The sequence below is a fragment of the Akkermansia muciniphila genome, assembly GCF_030848305.1.
Lineage (GTDB): Bacteria > Verrucomicrobiota > Verrucomicrobiia > Verrucomicrobiales > Akkermansiaceae > Akkermansia > Akkermansia muciniphila_A.
Map to the genome: position 1 here is coordinate 1780870 of NZ_CP114598.1, position 16537 is coordinate 1797406.

Sequence of the window (16537 nt, forward strand, 5' to 3'; positions counted from 1 at the left end):
GCGGCTTACTTCCATTCCCATTCAATGGGCGTTTCCAAATCAGGCCGCAGCGCCTGGCGCACAGGGCAGGACATGGCGGTTTTTTCCAGCATGGCGCGGAGAGGGTGGCTGCCTTCCAGGGGCATGATGGCCTTGAGTTCAATTTTTTCAATTCCCCTGGATGATTCCGCCGCACGCGCCAGAACGCGCATGCCTTTCAAATCCACTCCTTTTCTGGCCGCGACCACGGAAACAAGGCTCATCATGCAGGAGGCGAGCGTGGAGCCGAGCATGACGCCGGGGGAGGGGAATTCTGCGCGGCCTTCAAAAGAAGCGGGCAGGTCCGTGGCAAAAGTGATGTTGGAAGGAATAAAGGTGGTTTCGCAGCGGAATTGCCCGACATTCTCCGTTTCGGAGGTATAATAATGATCAGTCATGAAGGTTTGACAGCGGCAACCCCGTCCGGGTTCATCCGAATCAGGTTATTTTCATATGAAAGCGCCGTGTGGTTCCGCGGTGCAGGGAACCCGGCCGTTCCTCCATGACATGGTCAATTTTTTCTTTTTACCTTCTCACGGCGGGAAAAAGCTTACGCCGACCTCTTCGGATGCTTTGCCGTCAGAATTCGCCGGATGGGTTCCGCATAAAGCTCCGGCTCCAGCAGGAAGGAATCGTGTCCCTTGGTGGAAGCGATGGTATGGAACTCCGTGGGAATATGGGCGGCTTCAAGCTGCGCCGCGAAATCCTGCTGTTCCGCCGGGCGGAAACAGCAGTCTGTATCAATGGAAAAGACAAGCGCGGGAATCCCTGCGCGGCGGAAGCCTTCCAGGGCGGTTTGAAAGGTTCCGTCCGGGGTATGGTCGCGGATGTCGAACTCCGCCCACATATCCGCAATGCGGATATAGGAGTTGGCGTCAAAGCGTTCCGCGAACTTGGTCCCCTGATGAAGCATGTAGCTTTGCGTGCTGCGGGTGGGGGTCATCCACGTGAGCAGGCCGTATTGGCCACCCACCTCTTTTCTGGCGCGCTGTTCCAGCCCCTCCTGGTAAACAAATGATTTGTGGCCGATGATGCGGGCGAACGCCAGCCCTTTTTTGGGCGCCGGCCCCCGGTAATAATCTCCGCCCTGGAAATCCGGGTCAAGCTCAATGGCCAGGATTTGTTCAAACAGGGACAGGCGGTGTTCAATGGAAGCCCGGTAACCGGAACCGATGGAGATGAAGCTCCGTACCCGTTCCGGGAACTGGCACGCGAAGCTGAGGGCGATCAGGCCGCCCACGGAGGGACCCATAAGATGAACGCGTTCTATGCCCAGACTGTCCAGCAGAAGGGCCTGGAGGCGCGCCTGGTCTGCGACCTCCACATGCGGGAAGCGGGAGCCGTAGGGCTGGCCGTCCGCAGGGCAGGGGGTAGCGGGGCCTGTGGTGCCGTAGCATCCTCCCAGGTAATTGGCGCAGATAATGCAGAAGCGGTCCGTGTCCAGCGGCTTGCCGGGGCCGATGATGCTGTTCCACCAGCCTTCGTGGTTTTCTGGTTTCCAGAGGGAGCCGGTGTCCGGGACTTCCGGATTGTAGCCGTAGGCGTGCTGACTGCCGGAAAGGGCATGGAACAGCAGGATGGCGTTGTCTTTTTCCGGCGTCAGGCTTCCGTACTGTTCATAGGCGACGCATACCTTGTCCAGTGCAGCTCCATTCCTCAGGGAGAATGAATTGGACAGATGCAGGAATTTGGTTTGGACGGCAGGAGGCAGCATGGTTGTACGGAAAGATGCTTGGTCAGCAAAAAAAGACCGGCACCCGGCGGGCGGCGGTCTTCTTGAAATCTGTGCTGGGCCAGGGAATTACTTGACGCCCTTTTTGGAAAGGCGCGTACCTGCCGTAGCGCCCTGGCGGGCCTTGAACTTGGGATTGCTCTTGCAGATCACATACAGCGTGCCCTTGCGCTTCACGATTTGGCAGTCTGCGTGGCGGCGCTTCATAGAGGCTAAGGAAGAAAGAACTTTCATGGTGTATAACTCCGGTTTGGTGTTCGGTTCGGGAGACGGAATATACCGGTTAGTTAAGAATTGTAAAGTCATTTCTTTGCCAAAAGTAAGATGCGGTCCCCTCGGGGATGCTTTTGTGAGGAATATGCCGTGGGCATGGATGGCTTTGAATTCCGGTCCGGCGGAACAATTTTGAGAAGACATGATTTATCCGAAAAGATAAAGTGCGGGAATGGGGGCAGCCGGGGAATAAAGGGTTTGTGGACTGGAAGGGATTCGTATAACATCTTTTCCGGTTTCCTTATGACTGATTCTTCCTCTTCTGATTCCACCCCGGCTTCCCGGAATGCGTTTGTTCATCATCTGGGAATGAAAGGGTTTCTGCTCATGGAAGGGCTGTTGAAGCTCGTGGGCATGAAAACGCTGTACCGTCTGGGGCGCGCGGCAGGGGCCGTGGCGTGGCATTTGCTTCCCCAGCGCCGGAACATTGTGGAAAGAAACCTGCGCATCGTTTTGAATCCGGCCCTGCGCGGAAGGGAATTGCAGAAATTAAGCAGGGAAAATTTCAAAAGGACTATTGCCAATTTCCTGTGTTCCGCGAAGACGGCCACCCTGACGGATGAGCAGCTGAAACATTGCGTGACGGTCGGAGGGCACGAACAGTTTGCCGCGCCTGTGCTGGAAGGGCGCGGGCAGGTCTGCGCCATAGCCCATTCCGGCAACTGGGAAGCGCTGGCGAGAATACGCGCGTTTTACCCGGAGGTGGAGCGTTACGGATCCATGTACCGCCAGTTTGACAATCCGCTGATGGAGGAATACGTGTACCAGCGGCGCACGGAACGTGGAACTCAGATGTTCTCCAAGGAGGGCGGCATTAAGGCGCCCATGAAAATGCTCAAGGAAGGAGGGGCCCTGGGCGTGCTGAGCGACCAGTTTGTATGGGAGGGGGTGTATGTCCCCTTCTTCGGCAAGGTGACCGGCACGACTCCGCTGCCCGCTCTGCTGAGAAAAAGGACGGGCGCGGACATGGTGGCCATAGCGGTGCGCACGGACGCTCCCGGACACTGGATAGCGGATATGGGGAATGTGGTGGATTTTTCCGGGTCGGACGGCTCTCTGGCGGGAGATACTATTGAAGTGAACAGGGGGCTGGAAACGTTGATCCGGGAATCCGTGCTGGATGTGTTCTGGATGCACCACCGGTGGAAATCCGTTGACCGCTTTGCTCCGCAGGATAAAAAAAACGGCTGCGCTTCTGGAAAATATGGAGCTGAAGCCGTACCGCATTCTGGTAGCCGTTCCCGGGGCGCTGGATGAAGCCCTGGCGACTGTTCCCCTGATTCGTGCCCTGAAAACCGTCCGGTGCGACATGCAGGTGAACGTCATCTGCCCGTCTGCCCAGCTGGGGATATGGAAGACGGTGTCGGAAGTTACCCATGTGCTGCCGCACGATTCCCTGAAGCAGCTTCGGGAAGCTTTGGCGGCAGATGAATTTTACAATGAAGGCCCGCTGGATCTGGGCGTCATGCTGGATGGAGATATGGAAACCCTGAAAGCGCTGGAACCGTATGGCCCCATGATGTTCTCCGGGCTGGACACGCATCCCGGCGCCCGGAAATACAAATTCCGGGTAAAGGCCCCCGTCCTGCGCGCCGCCCCCCCGGTGCACCGGGTGCAGCTGTATCTGCAATTGGGTGGGCTGCATGGGCTGGACGTCGGCAAACCGTCTTTGTTCCCTGTGAAAAAAGCGGCCCCGGCGGAAGGCGCCCCTATTTTAATTGCTCCGTTTTCCCGTCTGGGGAGCGCCAGTGAATGGAGCAGGGAGCAGTGGACGGAGCTGGTTTCCCTTCTGCCGGGCAGGACGGTGCTGGCGGCTCTGGAAGAAGACCGGGAGCGCGCCGCCGCGCTGGCGGAACATTTGAATGTGGAGCTCGCGGTGGGAACGCCGGAGGCTCTGTTCTCCGTGATGGACGGCGCTGCGGCGGCGGTAGCCGTGGATGGCGATTTCCCGTCCCTCTGTTCTTTCCGGGGGCTTCCGGTGGTGACTCTGTTTTCCACCCGGCTTCCGGATGTGTACCGCCCTATGGGCACGTTCAACCGCTCCCTTTACAGCCACCAGTGCTGTTCCCCCTGCTTCCGGGAGACATGTGACCGGGATGTCCCCTGCAACCGTCACATTGCCGTGCGGGAAGTACTGGATGCTTTGCGGGAAATTTCCGGGAAAGAATAATTTGGGAAAGGGGGGGAAGGTTCCTGTATCCGGGGTTTGCTGCGGTTGATGGCGCCAAGGCGCGCAAATCCGGTTAATGCACGCAATCCGGAAAGCCTTCCCGCCGGAAAACGGCGCGTACCTGTTCCGCCAGTTCTGCGGACGGTTCCGGGACGTCCTTCAAGGTATAATCCAGCTTCAATTCATCCCATTTGAATCTCCCCATCTGGTGGAAAGGGAGCACGTCCACGCGTTCCACGTTGCCCAGGAGTGCCGCATGGCGGGAGAGTTCCTCAATTTCTTCCAGATTGTCCGTAACGCCGGGTACCAGCACATACCTCAGCCACACGGGCTTGCGGAGGGAGGCCAGGCGTTCCGCAAACTCCAGCGTAGGGCGCAGTTCCCCGCCTGTCAGGGCGCGGTACCGTTCCGGATTCCATGCCTTGATATCCAGCAGGACCAGGTCCGTATCCGCCAGCATTTTTTCGTCTGCATTCGCGCCCAGATGGCCGGAGGTGTCCAGGCAGGTGTGCAGCCCAAGCTTTCGGCAGCCTTTCAGCACGGCGCCGGTAAAATCCGGCTGGAAGAGGGGGTCCCCGCCGGACAGGGTAACGCCGCCGCCCGCCGCCTGCAAAAAATCCCGGTAACGGGCTATTTCCCTGAGGACATCATCCGCGCTTCTGGTCCGACCCCGCCGCACGTAGGAGGTATCCGGATTGTGGCAGTAGCGGCAGCGCAGGCTGCAGCCGGACAGGAAAAGGACGAAGCGGATGCCGGGGCCGTCCACGGTGCCGCAGGATTCCACGGAATGAACCAAACCGGTGACGGAGTTTTTCCCGTCCGGGTCATGGTTTTGTGGAAAAACCTGCGGCATCCGTTTGTCTTCCGGGTTAGCGGGTGTGGAAGGTGCGGTTGATGACTTCCTGCTGCTGTTCCCTGGTCAGCTTGATGAAATTCACGGCATAGCCGGAAACGCGGATGGTAAGCTGCGGGTATTTTTCCGGGTGGTCCATGGCGTCGAGAAGCGTTTCCCGTTCCAGTACGTTCACATTAATGTGGTGGCCTGTAGCGGCAAAGTAGGCGTCCAGCAGGGAGACGAGCTTGACGCGGCGTTCCCGTTCCTCCTTGCCCAGGGCCTGCGGAACGATGGAGAAGGTGTAGGAGATGCCGTCCAGGGAGTCGTCATAGGACAGCTTGGCTACGGAGAGCATGGAGGCCACGGCTCCGTTCCTGTCCCTGCCGTGCATGGGGTTGGCGCCGGGGGCGAACGGTTCCCCGGCGCGGCGGCCGTCCGGCGTGTTGCCCGTCTTTTTGCCGTACACCACATTGGAGGTGATCGTCAGGATAGACTGGGTGGGCAGGGAATTGCGGTAAGTGTGGAGCTTGCGCAGTTTTTCCATGAAATTGCTGACCAGGCTGCATGCTATGTCGTCCACGCGCGGGTCATTGTTCCCGTAACAGGGGAATTCCCCTTCCGTCTTGAAGTCCACAATCAGCCCTTCTTCATTGCGGATGGCTTTCACGGTGGCGTATTTGATGGCGGACAGGGAGTCCGCCGCCACGGAAAGCCCGGCGATTCCCGTGGCCATCGTGCGCAGGATTTCCGGATCATGCAGCGCCATTTCAATGCGTTCATAGCAGTATTTGTCGTGCATGTAGTGGATGATGTTCAGCGCGTCAATGTAAGTTTTGGCGAGCCAGTCCTGCATCTTGTCGTACAGGGCCATCACTTCATCATAGTGGAGAACTTCCTCCGTATAGCGGGGGGAGGGCGGGGCCACCTGCTTGCCCTTGAGTTCATCCACGCCGCCGTTCAGGGCGTAAAGAAGGCACTTGGCGAGGTTGGCGCGCGCTCCGAAGAACTGCATCTGCTTGCCGATGCGCATGGCGGACACGCAGCACGCGATGCCGTAGTCGTCGCCCCAGTGCGGACGCATCAGGTCGTCGTTCTCGTACTGGACGGAGGACGTTTCAATGGAGACCTTGGCGCAGAAGCTTTTGAAGGCTTCCGGCAGATCCCGGGACCACAGAACGGTCAGGTTCGGTTCCGGAGCCGGCCCCAGGTTGTACAGGGTCTGCAGCATGCGGAAGGAGCTGCGGGTGACGAGGGTGCGCCCGTCCTCTCCCATGCCGCCGATGGATTCCGTCACCCAGGTGGGGTCTCCGGAGAACAGATTATTGTAATCCGGCGTGCGGATGAAACGGACGATGCGCAGCTTCATCACGAACTGGTCGATGATTTCCTGAACTTCCTCTTCCGTGATGAGCCCCTGTTCCAGGTCGCGGGTGAAATAAATGTCGAAGAAAGTGGAAACACGGCCCAGGGACATGGCCGCTCCGTTCTGTTCCTTCACGGCGGCCAGGTAGCCCAGGTACGTCCATTGCACGGCTTCGCGGGCGTTTGCAGCGGGGCGCGTGAGGTCGCAGCCATAGGAGGCGCCCAGCTGGGCGAGTTCTTCCAGGGCGCGTATTTGTTCGCTCATTTCCTCACGCAGACGGATCAGCTCATCCGTAAGGGGGGAATGTTCACGGTTTTTGAGATCTTTGCGGCGTTCGGCAATCAGCCTGTCTGTGCCGTACAGGGCCACCCGTCGGTAGTCCCCGATAATGCGGCCGCGACCGTAGGCGTCCGGAAGGCCGGTGATAATGCCGGCGGAACGGGCCGCCCGGATGTCGGAGGTGTAGGCGTCGAAAACGCCTTCATTGTGCGTCTTGCGTATCTTTTTGAAAATATCCGCGGTTTTCTCACACATCTTGAACCCGTAGGATTCCAGAGCCTGCTGGGCCATGCGCAGGCCGCCAAAGGGCATCAGGGCCCGTTTCAGGGGGGCGTCCGTCTGGAGGCCTACGACCACTTCCAGTTCCTTGTCAATGTAGCCGGGCTTGTGGGATGTGATGGAGGATACTACTTCTTCATCAGCATCCAGTACGCCGCCGTTGTCTATTTCCCGTTTCAGCAGGACTTTCAGTTCATCCCATAAACGAAGCGTGCGCTGGGAAGGGCCGGAAAGAAACTCTTCATTGCCGGAATAGGGTGTATAATGATGCTGGATGAAGTCCCGTACGTCAATGGACTCCGTCCATGCTCCCGGCTTGAATCCCTGCCATTCCTGCGGAAGGGCGGTGGATTCCGTCAAGTCTTTTACTATGCTGATCATAAATGGAATGTAGTGAAGAAGACCGGAGAAAAACGTTCCGCAACCCCTGAAAGTCCGGAAACGGCAAAACTCCGCGCCGCGTAATTATATCGTGAATTCCGGGGGACAACAAGGCTAATTCTTTGTGAACGGAATATGGGAGCGTTGGCTTGGCATGTTTCACCTGTTTGTCCGTTGCGGAACGGGAGATGAGGGGGGAATACGATTGCGGAAAAGTGGCGGAAACAACGTATTTTTCTCCAATCCCGGCGGAGAATTTCAGGGGAGGACGGCGTGTCCGCAAAGCCCGGGCTGCCGGCGGATGGGCTGCATCCCTGTGCCGGGGGGACGACATGCGGGGAGGTCATTGAACGCATTGTTGAAGAAAATGGACCGCAAGTATGGCAAACTGCCCTCTCTCTGATGGAAGTAGAATAAGAAGGGGGGATCGCTCCTGTTCCAGGAGAGGCCGGGAGATGGATGAAATGGAATGCATTTTGGAAAAGGCCGGACGCGGTGTTTGCCTGGGGTCTTATGATGGCGGGATTTGCCGGACGGGCAGTGGTCTTTTTTATTCCGCCGGCGGAAGTGCCGCCTGCGGTCTTGATCGCCCGGCGGGATTTGCTTAAAATGAAAACCGGTTTCACTTTTTTATCATGAAGTTCCTATCTTGCATGCTCACCATATTGCTGGTGGTTTACTGTCTGGTGTTTTCTGCATCTTCCGTTCCGGCCCCCGTGTTGCCCGCTACCCTGAAGCCGGAGCCCCATCAACGGGACCCGTATGATTGGAATGCCCGGCATGAAGCCGTTAAAAAAAGAAACCGGACCGTCAAACCTGAATACGTGATGATAGGGGACAGCATTACCCACCATTGGGGAGGAGAGCCTTCCGGTGACGGAAAAAATACGGGAGCGGGTTCCTGGGAGAAATTATTCGGCCCGCATGCGGCGACGAATATGGGTTTTGGATTTGATTATGTGGATAATGCCTATTACCGTGTGCAAAACGGGGAGCTGGACGGCATTTCTCCGCGGGTCATCATTGTGTTGCTGGGAACCAATAATCTGGGGCACCGCAAGGATACGCCGCAGGCATGTGCGGACAATATCAGGGCTTTTGTCCGCCTGGTGCGCCAGAAATGCCCTTCTTCCAAAATTCTATTGCTGGGCGTTCTCCCGCGGAAGGAGAAAAACCTGGCGGAACCGGTGAAGCAGACGAACAGGCTTCTGGCGGGGCTGCATAACGGAAAGAACATTTTCTTTGCCAATCCGGGAAAGGCGCTTCTTTCCGCAGACGGTGTTTCCCCGAAGAATGAATTCATGAAGGATGTGGTGCATCCCAATGCCAGGGGGTATGAGGTTTTGGAAAAGGAACTGGCCGTGCTTTTGAAAAAGCTTGATGCAAAATACCGGGGAGGGAAGCAGTAGGGAAAGCGTCCTGATGAACGATCTTTTGGAGGAAAGCGGGAATTGCGCTTGAAGAGAAAGCCCCGGTTGAGGAAATATACGGCCTTTATTTAGTTTATGAAAAACCTGTTGTTTGCATTGTTGACCGGTTCCTTTTGTTGCTGTTATGCCCAACAGAAGGCTGCCCCCGTTCCGGAGCCTGAAGTTGTCGCCATTCCGCCGGCTGACGCGGGGCGCGGCCTTATCCGTGTGGACTCCCGTGAAATACGCCATTATTCCGGTACCCGCAAGGAACCGGATTACCTGGTGAGCAGGGATAACGGAAAAACATGGGAAATGAAGGCCGCTCCGGCCGGCTATCCTCCCAACTACGGCGGCATTCCCAAGGAATCCCCGGCCATTGCGCGCAACCCTCTGACCAGGGAAGTCATTCGTGTGCAGCCTATCGGAGGCTTTGTTTTTCTTTCCAGGGGCGGGCTGGACGGCAAGTGGCTTGCCGTCACGAATGACGGCAAACTGGAAGAAGACTGGAAAGACCCGGAAAAGAGGAAAAACCTGAAAAAACTGGGCGGCATCATGCGCACCCCCGTTTTTGTGAACAAGGGCCGCAGGGTGATCGTGCCGTTCCACAACATGGGCAGCGGCACCAAGTTCCATATTTCCGATGACGGGGGGCTGACCTGGCATGTATCCAGGAACGGTGTGACTTCCCCCAGACATGAAGCCAGGCCTCCCCACCAGGGCGTCAGATGGTTCAACAACGCCGTGGAAGCCACGGTTTTGGAAATGAAGGACGGTACGTTGTGGGCGCTTGCCCGCACTTCCCAGGATCAGGCGTGGCAGGCTTTCTCCAGGGATTACGGGGAAACATGGAGCAGCCCGGAACCTTCCCGCTTTTTCGGCACCCTGACCATGAACACGTTGGGTCGCCTGGATGACGGAACCATCGTTTCCCTGTGGACGAATACGATGGCTCTGCCTGAAAACGCCACAGCCGGCAACGGAACGTGGGAGGACGTGTTCACGAACCGTGATTCCCACCACATTGCCATGTCCGGGGACGAGGGCAAAACCTGGTACGGGTTCCGGGAGATTATCCTGGACGAACACCGCAACCATCCCGGCTATGCTACGCTGGATGGTCCGGAAGACCGTGGCAAGCACCAGAGCGAAATGGTGCAGCTGGACAAAAACCGCATCCTTATTTCCCTGGGGCAGCATAAAAACCACCGCCGCCTGGTTATTGTGGACCGCCGCTGGGTAGGGGCCAAAACGCGCGCCACGCAGACGGGGAAAGATTTGGATTCCCAGTGGACTATTCATACTTATATCCCCCAGAAAAAAGGCCATTGCAGTTATAACCACAAGCCTTCCGCAGAGCTGGTTCCGGACCCGTCCGGAGGCGCGAAAAAGGTGCTGCAAATCAAGCGTCTGAATGATCCCGAACTGGTCAATGAAAAATCCAATGTGGATTACCGGAACGGCGGAGCTTCCTGGAACTTTCCGAACGGAACTACAGGGTTGGTCAAATTCCGCTTCCGTGCAGCGGACGGGGAGCAGGCGGATGATTCCGGCCTTCAGGTCTCTCTGACGGACCGGCTGTTCAATGCCTGTGATTCCACTACAAAGGATTATGCCCTGTTCACCTTCCCGATCAGGCTGAGACCTGCGCCCCATCTGTTGCTGGGGATGAAAAAAGTGCCTTTCACGCCCGGCGCGTGGCATGAAATTTCCCTTCTGTGGCAGGGGGCTCAGGCTGTGGTGTCTTTGGACGGAAAGAAGGCCGGAACGTTGAAGATGTCTAATAAATCCCCCAACGGAGCCAGCTATATCCATTTCATCAGCACCGGTTCCCAACCGGATGCCGGCATTCTGCTGGATACGGTGAATGCCCGGGTGAAGTAACGAGCGGCGGGATTCAGCGGTTTTCCTTCTTCGGCAGCGGCGGAGCGCTTAATTCCGGCAGGTATTTCAGCACCATTTGGAGATGTTCGTTTGACCGGCTGCCTGTCCGCTGGAGGGCTGTGCGTCCGTGTTTGTCTTTCAGGGAGGGGTTTGCGTGGTGGTCCAGCAGAAGACGCGCGATACCCAGTTTCAGCCGGTCCAGGGAATCGTCTCCCAGCAGCATGCCCTGGCAGCACGCCATGAGGGGAGTTTCTCCTGCGGCGTTTTGATGGTTGACGTCCGCTCCCTTGCTGATGAAGAGACTGACCAGTTCCCTGATTTGAGGGAGGTAGGACACATCAATGAAAGCCAGCTGGCGGCACAGGTTCAGCAGGGCCGTATCCCCCGCGGTTTCCGGCAGGGTTGTGGACGCGGGCATGGCCGCATTCACGTCCGCTCCGTATTCCAGCAGAATATGTGCTGTTTGCAGTGCGGTGTTCGGAGTGTTCAGATTCAGGGAAAGAAGGGGAGGGGCCATCTCCCCGCGGAAATTGGGATCATACCCGGCTTCGCAGAGCTTGCGGATCAGCCGTGGGTATCCGGCGGCCGCGGCCCAGGTGAGAAGGCTTGTTTTTTGGCCTTTCAATTCAGGCTGGAGGGAAATATCCGCACCGCATTTCAGGAGAAACAGGGCCGTTTCCTCATAAGGCGCTCCTCCAATGCCGGACACGCAGGTGATGACGAGGGGCGGCCAGCCCAGCGGCCCCGGTTTATTCACATCCGCACCGTGTTGAATCAGGAGATGAATGCAGGAGAGCCTGTTATGCACCGGCAGGGGAATGGAATCGTCCATGCCTGGCTGGCAGGCGTAAGTCAGGGGGGTATTTCCCTGTTCGGAGTTCGGGATGGAGGGAAAAGCCTGTTGCGGCAGGATAATTTGAACGTTCGGGTCCGCATGGCGCTGTAAAAGGCGGTTCAGCAACTGCACTTCTCCGAGCCCGGCGGCAAGATGCAGCAGGGTTTCATGAGAGGGAGTGATGCAGCGGCCGTCTGCGCTTTCCGCCGTGTTCCGTATCATCTGAAGCCGTTCCCTGATTTCGTCCTGCATGTATTGGCGCATGGAAACCTCGGAGAACATGTGCCAGTCAATATGGCGTGAATTGAGGGAAAGCCCGCGGTAAATGAAACGTTCCGGATTCCGATGGGCTGTGAAGTTCGCAGCGGTAAGAATTTGTTCTTTTTCCGATTTTGTCCAGATGGGGTTGAAATTCCATTCCACGGAAGAAGAATTATTCCTGTTGAGCCAGAAGATAGCGAAACCTGCGGCAAGAGGGGCAAAAAAGCTCAAAGCTCCAAGAAACCAGAGAGTTTTCTTTCTTAAAGTCATGTGTATCATAAGCAGGGGTACTGCGAAACGCCATGATGCAGGAATCCATAACTACGGGCAATGAAAAAATCGTATGAGTAAAGAATGCCCGGGGCAAATGAGGCGGGAATTCGGGTGGCGGATTGCAAATCCGGAGGAGAATTTTTTCCGCTTTATCTAGGAAAAGAACCCGTGGATAAAGCGAATTACGAAGGAAACGGAAAATATGGTGTCATGACCTGGCTTTCAAAAAAGTTATGGGGTTTATGGCGTGGATCATTTAATTCCAGTTATTTGAATTGTATCCGGATTTGCAATCCGGTATAATATGTTAGATATTGCAGATGTGCGGTTGATTTCAAATTATTTGCATTTGTCGTTGTTGCAATCACGGTAAAATAAAGGAAACGGAGGTTGATGGAAGAAATGGAAAGTTTCCCGTAAGACGAAGGGGAAAACTCTATCTCCGCTGTTGGCCCGCTGCTTTCTCCTTTCATAGTCCGGTCCGTGCTGTCTGAAGCCGCTCTTGCCTTGGAAGAGAGGACAAACGATGATTCTGGCAACGTTATGGATTCCGTCAAACTTATTGCGTCCGATATGGATGGGACGCTGCTTAAGGAAAGGGAGAGCTGGACCCTGCGTTTTTTCCCTTGTTTAAGGAGCTTGAGCTTCGCGGCATTCGTTTTGCGGCGGCAAGTGGACGCCAGTATGACGGGTTGCTACGAACCTTTGCCCCTGTGGCGGACCGGATGCTGTTCATTGCCGAGAATGGCGCCTATGCGGCGGAGGGGAGAGAAGAGTGGCTGCTTCTGGATATGGATCATGAAACGGTAGCCGGTTTGATTGCCGGGATCAGGCGCATTGAAGGGACCTGCATCGTCCTCGCAGGGCGGGATTCCGCATATATTGAGGACAAACAGCCGGAATTCGTCCGGGAGGCCCGCAAATATTACACACGCTGTCAAGAAGTGGGGAATCTGCTGGATGTGCAGGGGGACAGATTTCTGAAAATAGCAGTGTATGATTTTCTGGGCGCCGGGGAAAACAGTTATCCCCGGCTGAAGCATCTGGAACATGGTTTCCAGGTGGCGGTGTCCGGAGAGAAATGGATGGATATCAGCAGGAAAGAGGCCAATAAGGGGGCCGCCCTGGAATTGATTCAGCGGAAACTGGGAGTTTCTCCGGAGGAGACGATGGTGTTCGGGGATCAGATGAATGACGCCCCAATGATGCGGCAGGCGCGCTTCAGCTATGCCGTGGCGAATGCCGTGCCGGAAATCCGTTCCATGGCTGCCCTCGAGGCGCCGTCCAATGAGGAAAACGGAGTGATGCAGATACTTGAAAAGATGTTGGAAGCCTGTTCTCCGCAGGAAAGGGCCGGGGATTGCAGAAGACCCCGTTCCTAATTGCCAGGGAGGAATGAAATCAGGGTTATGCTGATGTTCTTGTCAGATTTTTTTGAGATGCTGGTGATGGCCGTGTTCGCTTGCATAGGCGGTGTTTTTCTGGGAATGGGCTTTCTGCTGCTCAAGTTGGCGGGAATTTTTTTGGGAATATTGGCGGGGTGCATTATTTTGATGGAAGCGGCCGGGAGGTGGATGTTCCATTTGATGGGAGCATAATCCTGTTATTCGCGGCAATGAAGGGGGCGCTTCCCGTTGTCGGCTGGTGCCGCTCCGCGTTTTCACCGGAAAATGCCCGGTTTGCCTTCTGCGCGCAGGGGAAAATCTTCCCTCAGGATTCCGTTGGCGCCTCCATGAAACGGACTTGTTGCCTTTGTACTGTCTGGCAGGGCGGGAGACGGAATTTCCCCGTCTCTCCCGTCAGCATGAAAGCTGTTGCCCTTTTTAGTTTTGCTTTTCCGGAATGTCTGTGGTACATCCGTGCCAGACGTCATGAATCAGGAATTTTTTTCAGTGCTCGTGCAGGTGGCGGCCGCCCTGGGGCTGGCCGGCATGATCTTGTTGCTCAGTATCTTGATGGGCAAACGTTCTTCCGTGCGCAAACCTGCGGACATCCCCTATGAATGCGGGATGATTCCCATGGGGGAAGGTGCCCCCATGTTCTCCGTAAAATTCTATATGGTGGCCATGCTCTTTGTCATTTTTGACTTGGAAGTAGTATTCCTCTATCCCTGGGCCGTCAATTTCCGGGACTATATTATGATGAATCCGGAATCGTTCACGGCCATGTGCATTTTTATCGGCATTTTGCTGGTGGCCTACCTGTATGCGCTGGGCAAGGGTGCTCTGAACTGGCACCACGATCCCCGTTGACCGTTTTTGTTCCTTCTCCCTGACGCCGTGTTCCATGAGGAATACGGCGTTTTTTTATGTGAAAGAAAAATTGCTTTGGAAAAATGGCGGGGGTGAAATATCCGTAAATCCTGTCCTTTTCCCGGATGACTTTTTTGCATGTAACATCTTATTGTATAAAAGATGATTTCTCTTGCCAGGAAAAGGGAGTAGGGGTAGCGTTTGCGCAGTCAGGAAATGCAGCATGAATGTGCCTCTTCCCAAAACCACGCAAGGTGTTTACCGCCTGTCGGTCAGCGCCTTTTATTTTCTTCAGGGTTTGGTATTCGCCAGTTGGGCCTCCCGCATCCCGGATATTAAAAGCGCATTGGGGATGAACGATGCCGACCTGGGCTCCGTGCTCTTTGCCGTTCCGGTGGGGCAGATGTCCGCCATGGTGCTGTCCGGTTACCTGGTTGGCCGCTGCGGCAGCCGGAAAATACTGATGGCGGCATCCGTCTTTTATCCTGCCGTGCTTGTATGCCTGGGGATGGCGGGGTCTTTCTGGGAACTGGCGGCCGGGTTGTTTTTCTTTGGGGTAGCCGCCAATCTGACGAATATATCCGTCAATACGCAGGGAGTGGGAGTGGAACGGCTGTACCAGTGCAGCATCATGGCCCGGTTTCACGGGTTATGGAGCCTGGCGGGTTTTTTCGGCGCTTTGCTGGGAGCTGCCATGGTGGACTGGCATATCTCTGCGGAGACGCACTTCATCGCCATTTTTCTGATATGCATGATTATTCTGGCCGTTTTTTCCCCCTCTCTTCTGCCGAGGGATGCCCGGCGTTCCTCCTCCCAGGGCGGCGGCATGTTCCGGAGCATGGATGCCTATGTACTGCTCATCGGGCTGATCGCCTTCGGAAGCATGGTGAGCGAAGGAACCATGTTTGACTGGAGCGGCGTGTACTTTGAAAGCGTGGTAAACCCCGGCCCGGGGCTGGTGCAGATGGGCTACGTGGCATTCATGAGCACCATGGCCCTGGGGCGTTTTACGGCAGACCGCCTGGTGATGCGCTTCGGGCCTGTGCGGGTTCTGCGCGCCAGCGGCATCCTCATTTCCTCCGGGTTGCTGGTCTCCGTCCTGTTCCCGATGTTGTGGTCAGCCACGCTGGGCTTCCTGCTGGTGGGGTTTGGCACCTCTTCCATTGTCCCGCTCTGCTACAGCATGGCCGGGAAATCCCGGAAAATGATTCCCAGCATGGCGCTGGCTTCCGTCTCTACCATCGGCTTTCTGGGATTCCTGCTGGGGCCTCCGGTCATTGGGCATATCGCCCATGCTTCTTCCCTCCGGTGGTCCTTCTCCCTGATTGCCCTGGTTGGACTGGGGACGGCTTTCATTGCCCCTTATCTCAAGAAATATAGGTAATCACTGTTAATGATATGCCTCTATTATGAACATGGTGCGCCTGGCAGGACTCGAACCTGTACGCCTTTCGGCACCAGATCCTAAGTCTGGCGCGTCTACCAATTTCGCCACAGGCGCGACGAACGGACGGACGCACTCTGCCATACCGGACTCTGACGTTCAAGATTAAACAGGAGTTTTTGCCTTTGACGCGCTTGCTGTAAGCGCCTGTGGTGAGAACCCATGGGAAAGTCGGCTGCCCTGTTGGGCGTCTTCTTTCTGGCGGCCGGAGAAAGGCAGGCTTTGTCTTAGGCTGGTGTTGCCCGCCTGTCATGGTTCCGGAGCGCATATTTCCCTTATGAGAAGTGCGAGGCTAATGCCAAAAAACGGCGCGTGAAATTAAGAAGAAGGTTGTTGGGCCGGCTAAAAACAGTCCTGAACCGGAGGATGGAATATCCCGCATGTTTTCGCGGGCAGGCTCACCCCATGATTTGCTCCGGAAAGGGGAATAGTTTCACGAACAGGAAGTCCAGCATCCCCAGGCACAGGGCGATGCAGACGGCTTTTTTAGGGGGTAGCAGAGGCGTTGTTTTCAGCCAGGCGACGATGCCGGCGTGAACCGCCAGGGAGATGCCCACAGACCACCAGAAGAACGGAATGCCCGTCATGGCGAAGAGGGCCGCCAGCGGGTAGGTGAACGCCAGAAAGAGTTTCATGACAGCTTCCCATTCATGCCCGCGCACCATCATCAGCTGCTTGGACAGAAGGGAGACATACAGGCAGGAAGGGACCACGACGCACAGGATGAGGGAAACAAGCCCTTTTTTTGCATACCGTTCTTCCTGTGTGGGAATGTACATGCCGCATATACTGGGTCAGGAGGGGGAAATTGTCAAACATTGTCCTAGCCCGGCGGCACGGGGTCTTTAT

At 56.2% G+C, this 16537-nt stretch carries 15 protein-coding genes and 1 tRNA gene; 8 read left to right on the forward strand and 8 right to left on the reverse strand.

Annotation, left to right across the window (positions count from 1 at the left end):
• Window positions 1-5: 5 nt before the first annotated feature.
• From O4G22_RS07785 to ykgO, 3 genes are all read right to left on the reverse strand, one after another.
• On the reverse strand, window positions 6-416 hold the full coding sequence (locus tag O4G22_RS07785) for an OsmC family protein (protein ID WP_094135791.1): 411 nt from the start codon (window positions 414-416) through the stop codon (window positions 6-8).
• A 152-nt stretch (window positions 417-568) separates the two neighbouring features.
• Window positions 569-1732, reverse strand: a complete 1164-nt coding sequence (gene metX, locus O4G22_RS07790; protein ID WP_306701454.1) for a homoserine O-acetyltransferase MetX — start codon at window positions 1730-1732, stop codon at window positions 569-571.
• Between the two features lie 87 nt (window positions 1733-1819).
• A complete protein-coding gene (gene ykgO / locus O4G22_RS07795) occupies window positions 1820-1984 on the reverse strand; it encodes a type B 50S ribosomal protein L36 (protein ID WP_065529996.1) in 165 nt (54 codons plus the stop codon).
• Between the two features lie 282 nt (window positions 1985-2266).
• On the opposite strand from ykgO, the gene O4G22_RS07800 reads away from it, so the two are divergent.
• Together O4G22_RS07800 and O4G22_RS07805 are read left to right on the forward strand one after the other, a co-directional pair.
• On the forward strand, window positions 2267-3280 hold the full coding sequence (locus O4G22_RS07800) for a lysophospholipid acyltransferase family protein (protein WP_306713849.1): 1014 nt from the start codon (window positions 2267-2269) through the stop codon (window positions 3278-3280).
• A complete protein-coding gene (locus O4G22_RS07805) occupies window positions 3228-4193 on the forward strand; it encodes a glycosyltransferase family 9 protein (RefSeq protein WP_306713850.1) in 966 nt (321 codons plus the stop codon). Before O4G22_RS07800 ends, O4G22_RS07805 begins: the two co-directional genes overlap by 53 nt.
• Before the next feature lie 73 nt (window positions 4194-4266).
• Here the strand turns inward: O4G22_RS07805 and pflA are convergent, their stop codons facing one another.
• Window positions 4267-5046, reverse strand: coding sequence for a pyruvate formate-lyase-activating protein (gene pflA / locus O4G22_RS07810; RefSeq protein WP_297404083.1), 780 nt, complete (start codon window positions 5044-5046; stop codon window positions 4267-4269).
• Between the two features lie 16 nt (window positions 5047-5062).
• Window positions 5063-7330, reverse strand: coding sequence for a formate C-acetyltransferase (pflB, locus tag O4G22_RS07815; protein ID WP_306701456.1), 2268 nt, complete (start codon window positions 7328-7330; stop codon window positions 5063-5065).
• Between the two features lie 459 nt (window positions 7331-7789).
• On the opposite strand from pflB, the gene O4G22_RS07820 reads away from it, so the two are divergent.
• The 3 genes from O4G22_RS07820 to O4G22_RS07830 all read left to right on the forward strand — a co-directional run bounded on the left by O4G22_RS07820 (window position 7790) and on the right by O4G22_RS07830 (window position 10623).
• The gene (locus O4G22_RS07820; RefSeq protein ID WP_094135801.1) at window positions 7790-7969 is read left to right on the forward strand and encodes a hypothetical protein; all 180 of its coding nucleotides are present in this window, start codon (window positions 7790-7792) and stop codon (window positions 7967-7969) included.
• A complete protein-coding gene (locus O4G22_RS07825) occupies window positions 7966-8739 on the forward strand; it encodes a GDSL-type esterase/lipase family protein (RefSeq protein ID WP_306701457.1) in 774 nt (257 codons plus the stop codon). The genes O4G22_RS07820 and O4G22_RS07825 overlap by 4 nt, the downstream gene beginning before the upstream one ends.
• 96 nt (window positions 8740-8835) lie before the next feature.
• Window positions 8836-10623, forward strand: a complete 1788-nt coding sequence (locus tag O4G22_RS07830) for a sialidase family protein (RefSeq protein ID WP_306701458.1) — start codon at window positions 8836-8838, stop codon at window positions 10621-10623.
• Between the two features lie 13 nt (window positions 10624-10636).
• On the opposite strand, the gene O4G22_RS07835 is transcribed toward O4G22_RS07830, so the two are convergent.
• Window positions 10637-11989 carry an ankyrin repeat domain-containing protein gene (locus O4G22_RS07835; RefSeq protein ID WP_297667695.1) on the reverse strand — a complete coding sequence of 451 codons (1353 nt, stop codon included), beginning with the start codon at window positions 11987-11989 and terminating at the stop codon, window positions 10637-10639.
• Between the two features lie 608 nt (window positions 11990-12597).
• On the opposite strand from O4G22_RS07835, the gene O4G22_RS07840 reads away from it, so the two are divergent.
• The 3 genes from O4G22_RS07840 to O4G22_RS07850 all read left to right on the forward strand — a co-directional run bounded on the left by O4G22_RS07840 (window position 12598) and on the right by O4G22_RS07850 (window position 15628).
• Entirely contained in the window at window positions 12598-13374 is a 777-nt protein-coding gene (locus tag O4G22_RS07840; RefSeq protein WP_306702430.1) for an HAD hydrolase family protein, read from the forward strand.
• A 489-nt stretch (window positions 13375-13863) separates the two neighbouring features.
• Window positions 13864-14244 (forward strand): NADH-quinone oxidoreductase subunit A, encoded by a 381-nt coding sequence (locus tag O4G22_RS07845; protein ID WP_012420587.1) that lies wholly within the window; start codon window positions 13864-13866, stop codon window positions 14242-14244.
• A 223-nt stretch (window positions 14245-14467) separates the two neighbouring features.
• Window positions 14468-15628, forward strand: a complete 1161-nt coding sequence (locus O4G22_RS07850) for an MFS transporter (RefSeq protein WP_306701459.1) — start codon at window positions 14468-14470, stop codon at window positions 15626-15628.
• A 32-nt stretch (window positions 15629-15660) separates the two neighbouring features.
• Here O4G22_RS07850 and O4G22_RS07855 read toward each other — a convergent pair.
• Both O4G22_RS07855 and O4G22_RS07860 read right to left on the reverse strand, forming a co-directional pair.
• Window positions 15661-15745, reverse strand: a tRNA-Leu gene (locus O4G22_RS07855).
• Between the two features lie 341 nt (window positions 15746-16086).
• A complete protein-coding gene (locus O4G22_RS07860) occupies window positions 16087-16467 on the reverse strand; it encodes a hypothetical protein (protein WP_094135832.1) in 381 nt (126 codons plus the stop codon).
• Window positions 16468-16537: the final 70 nt, after the last annotated feature.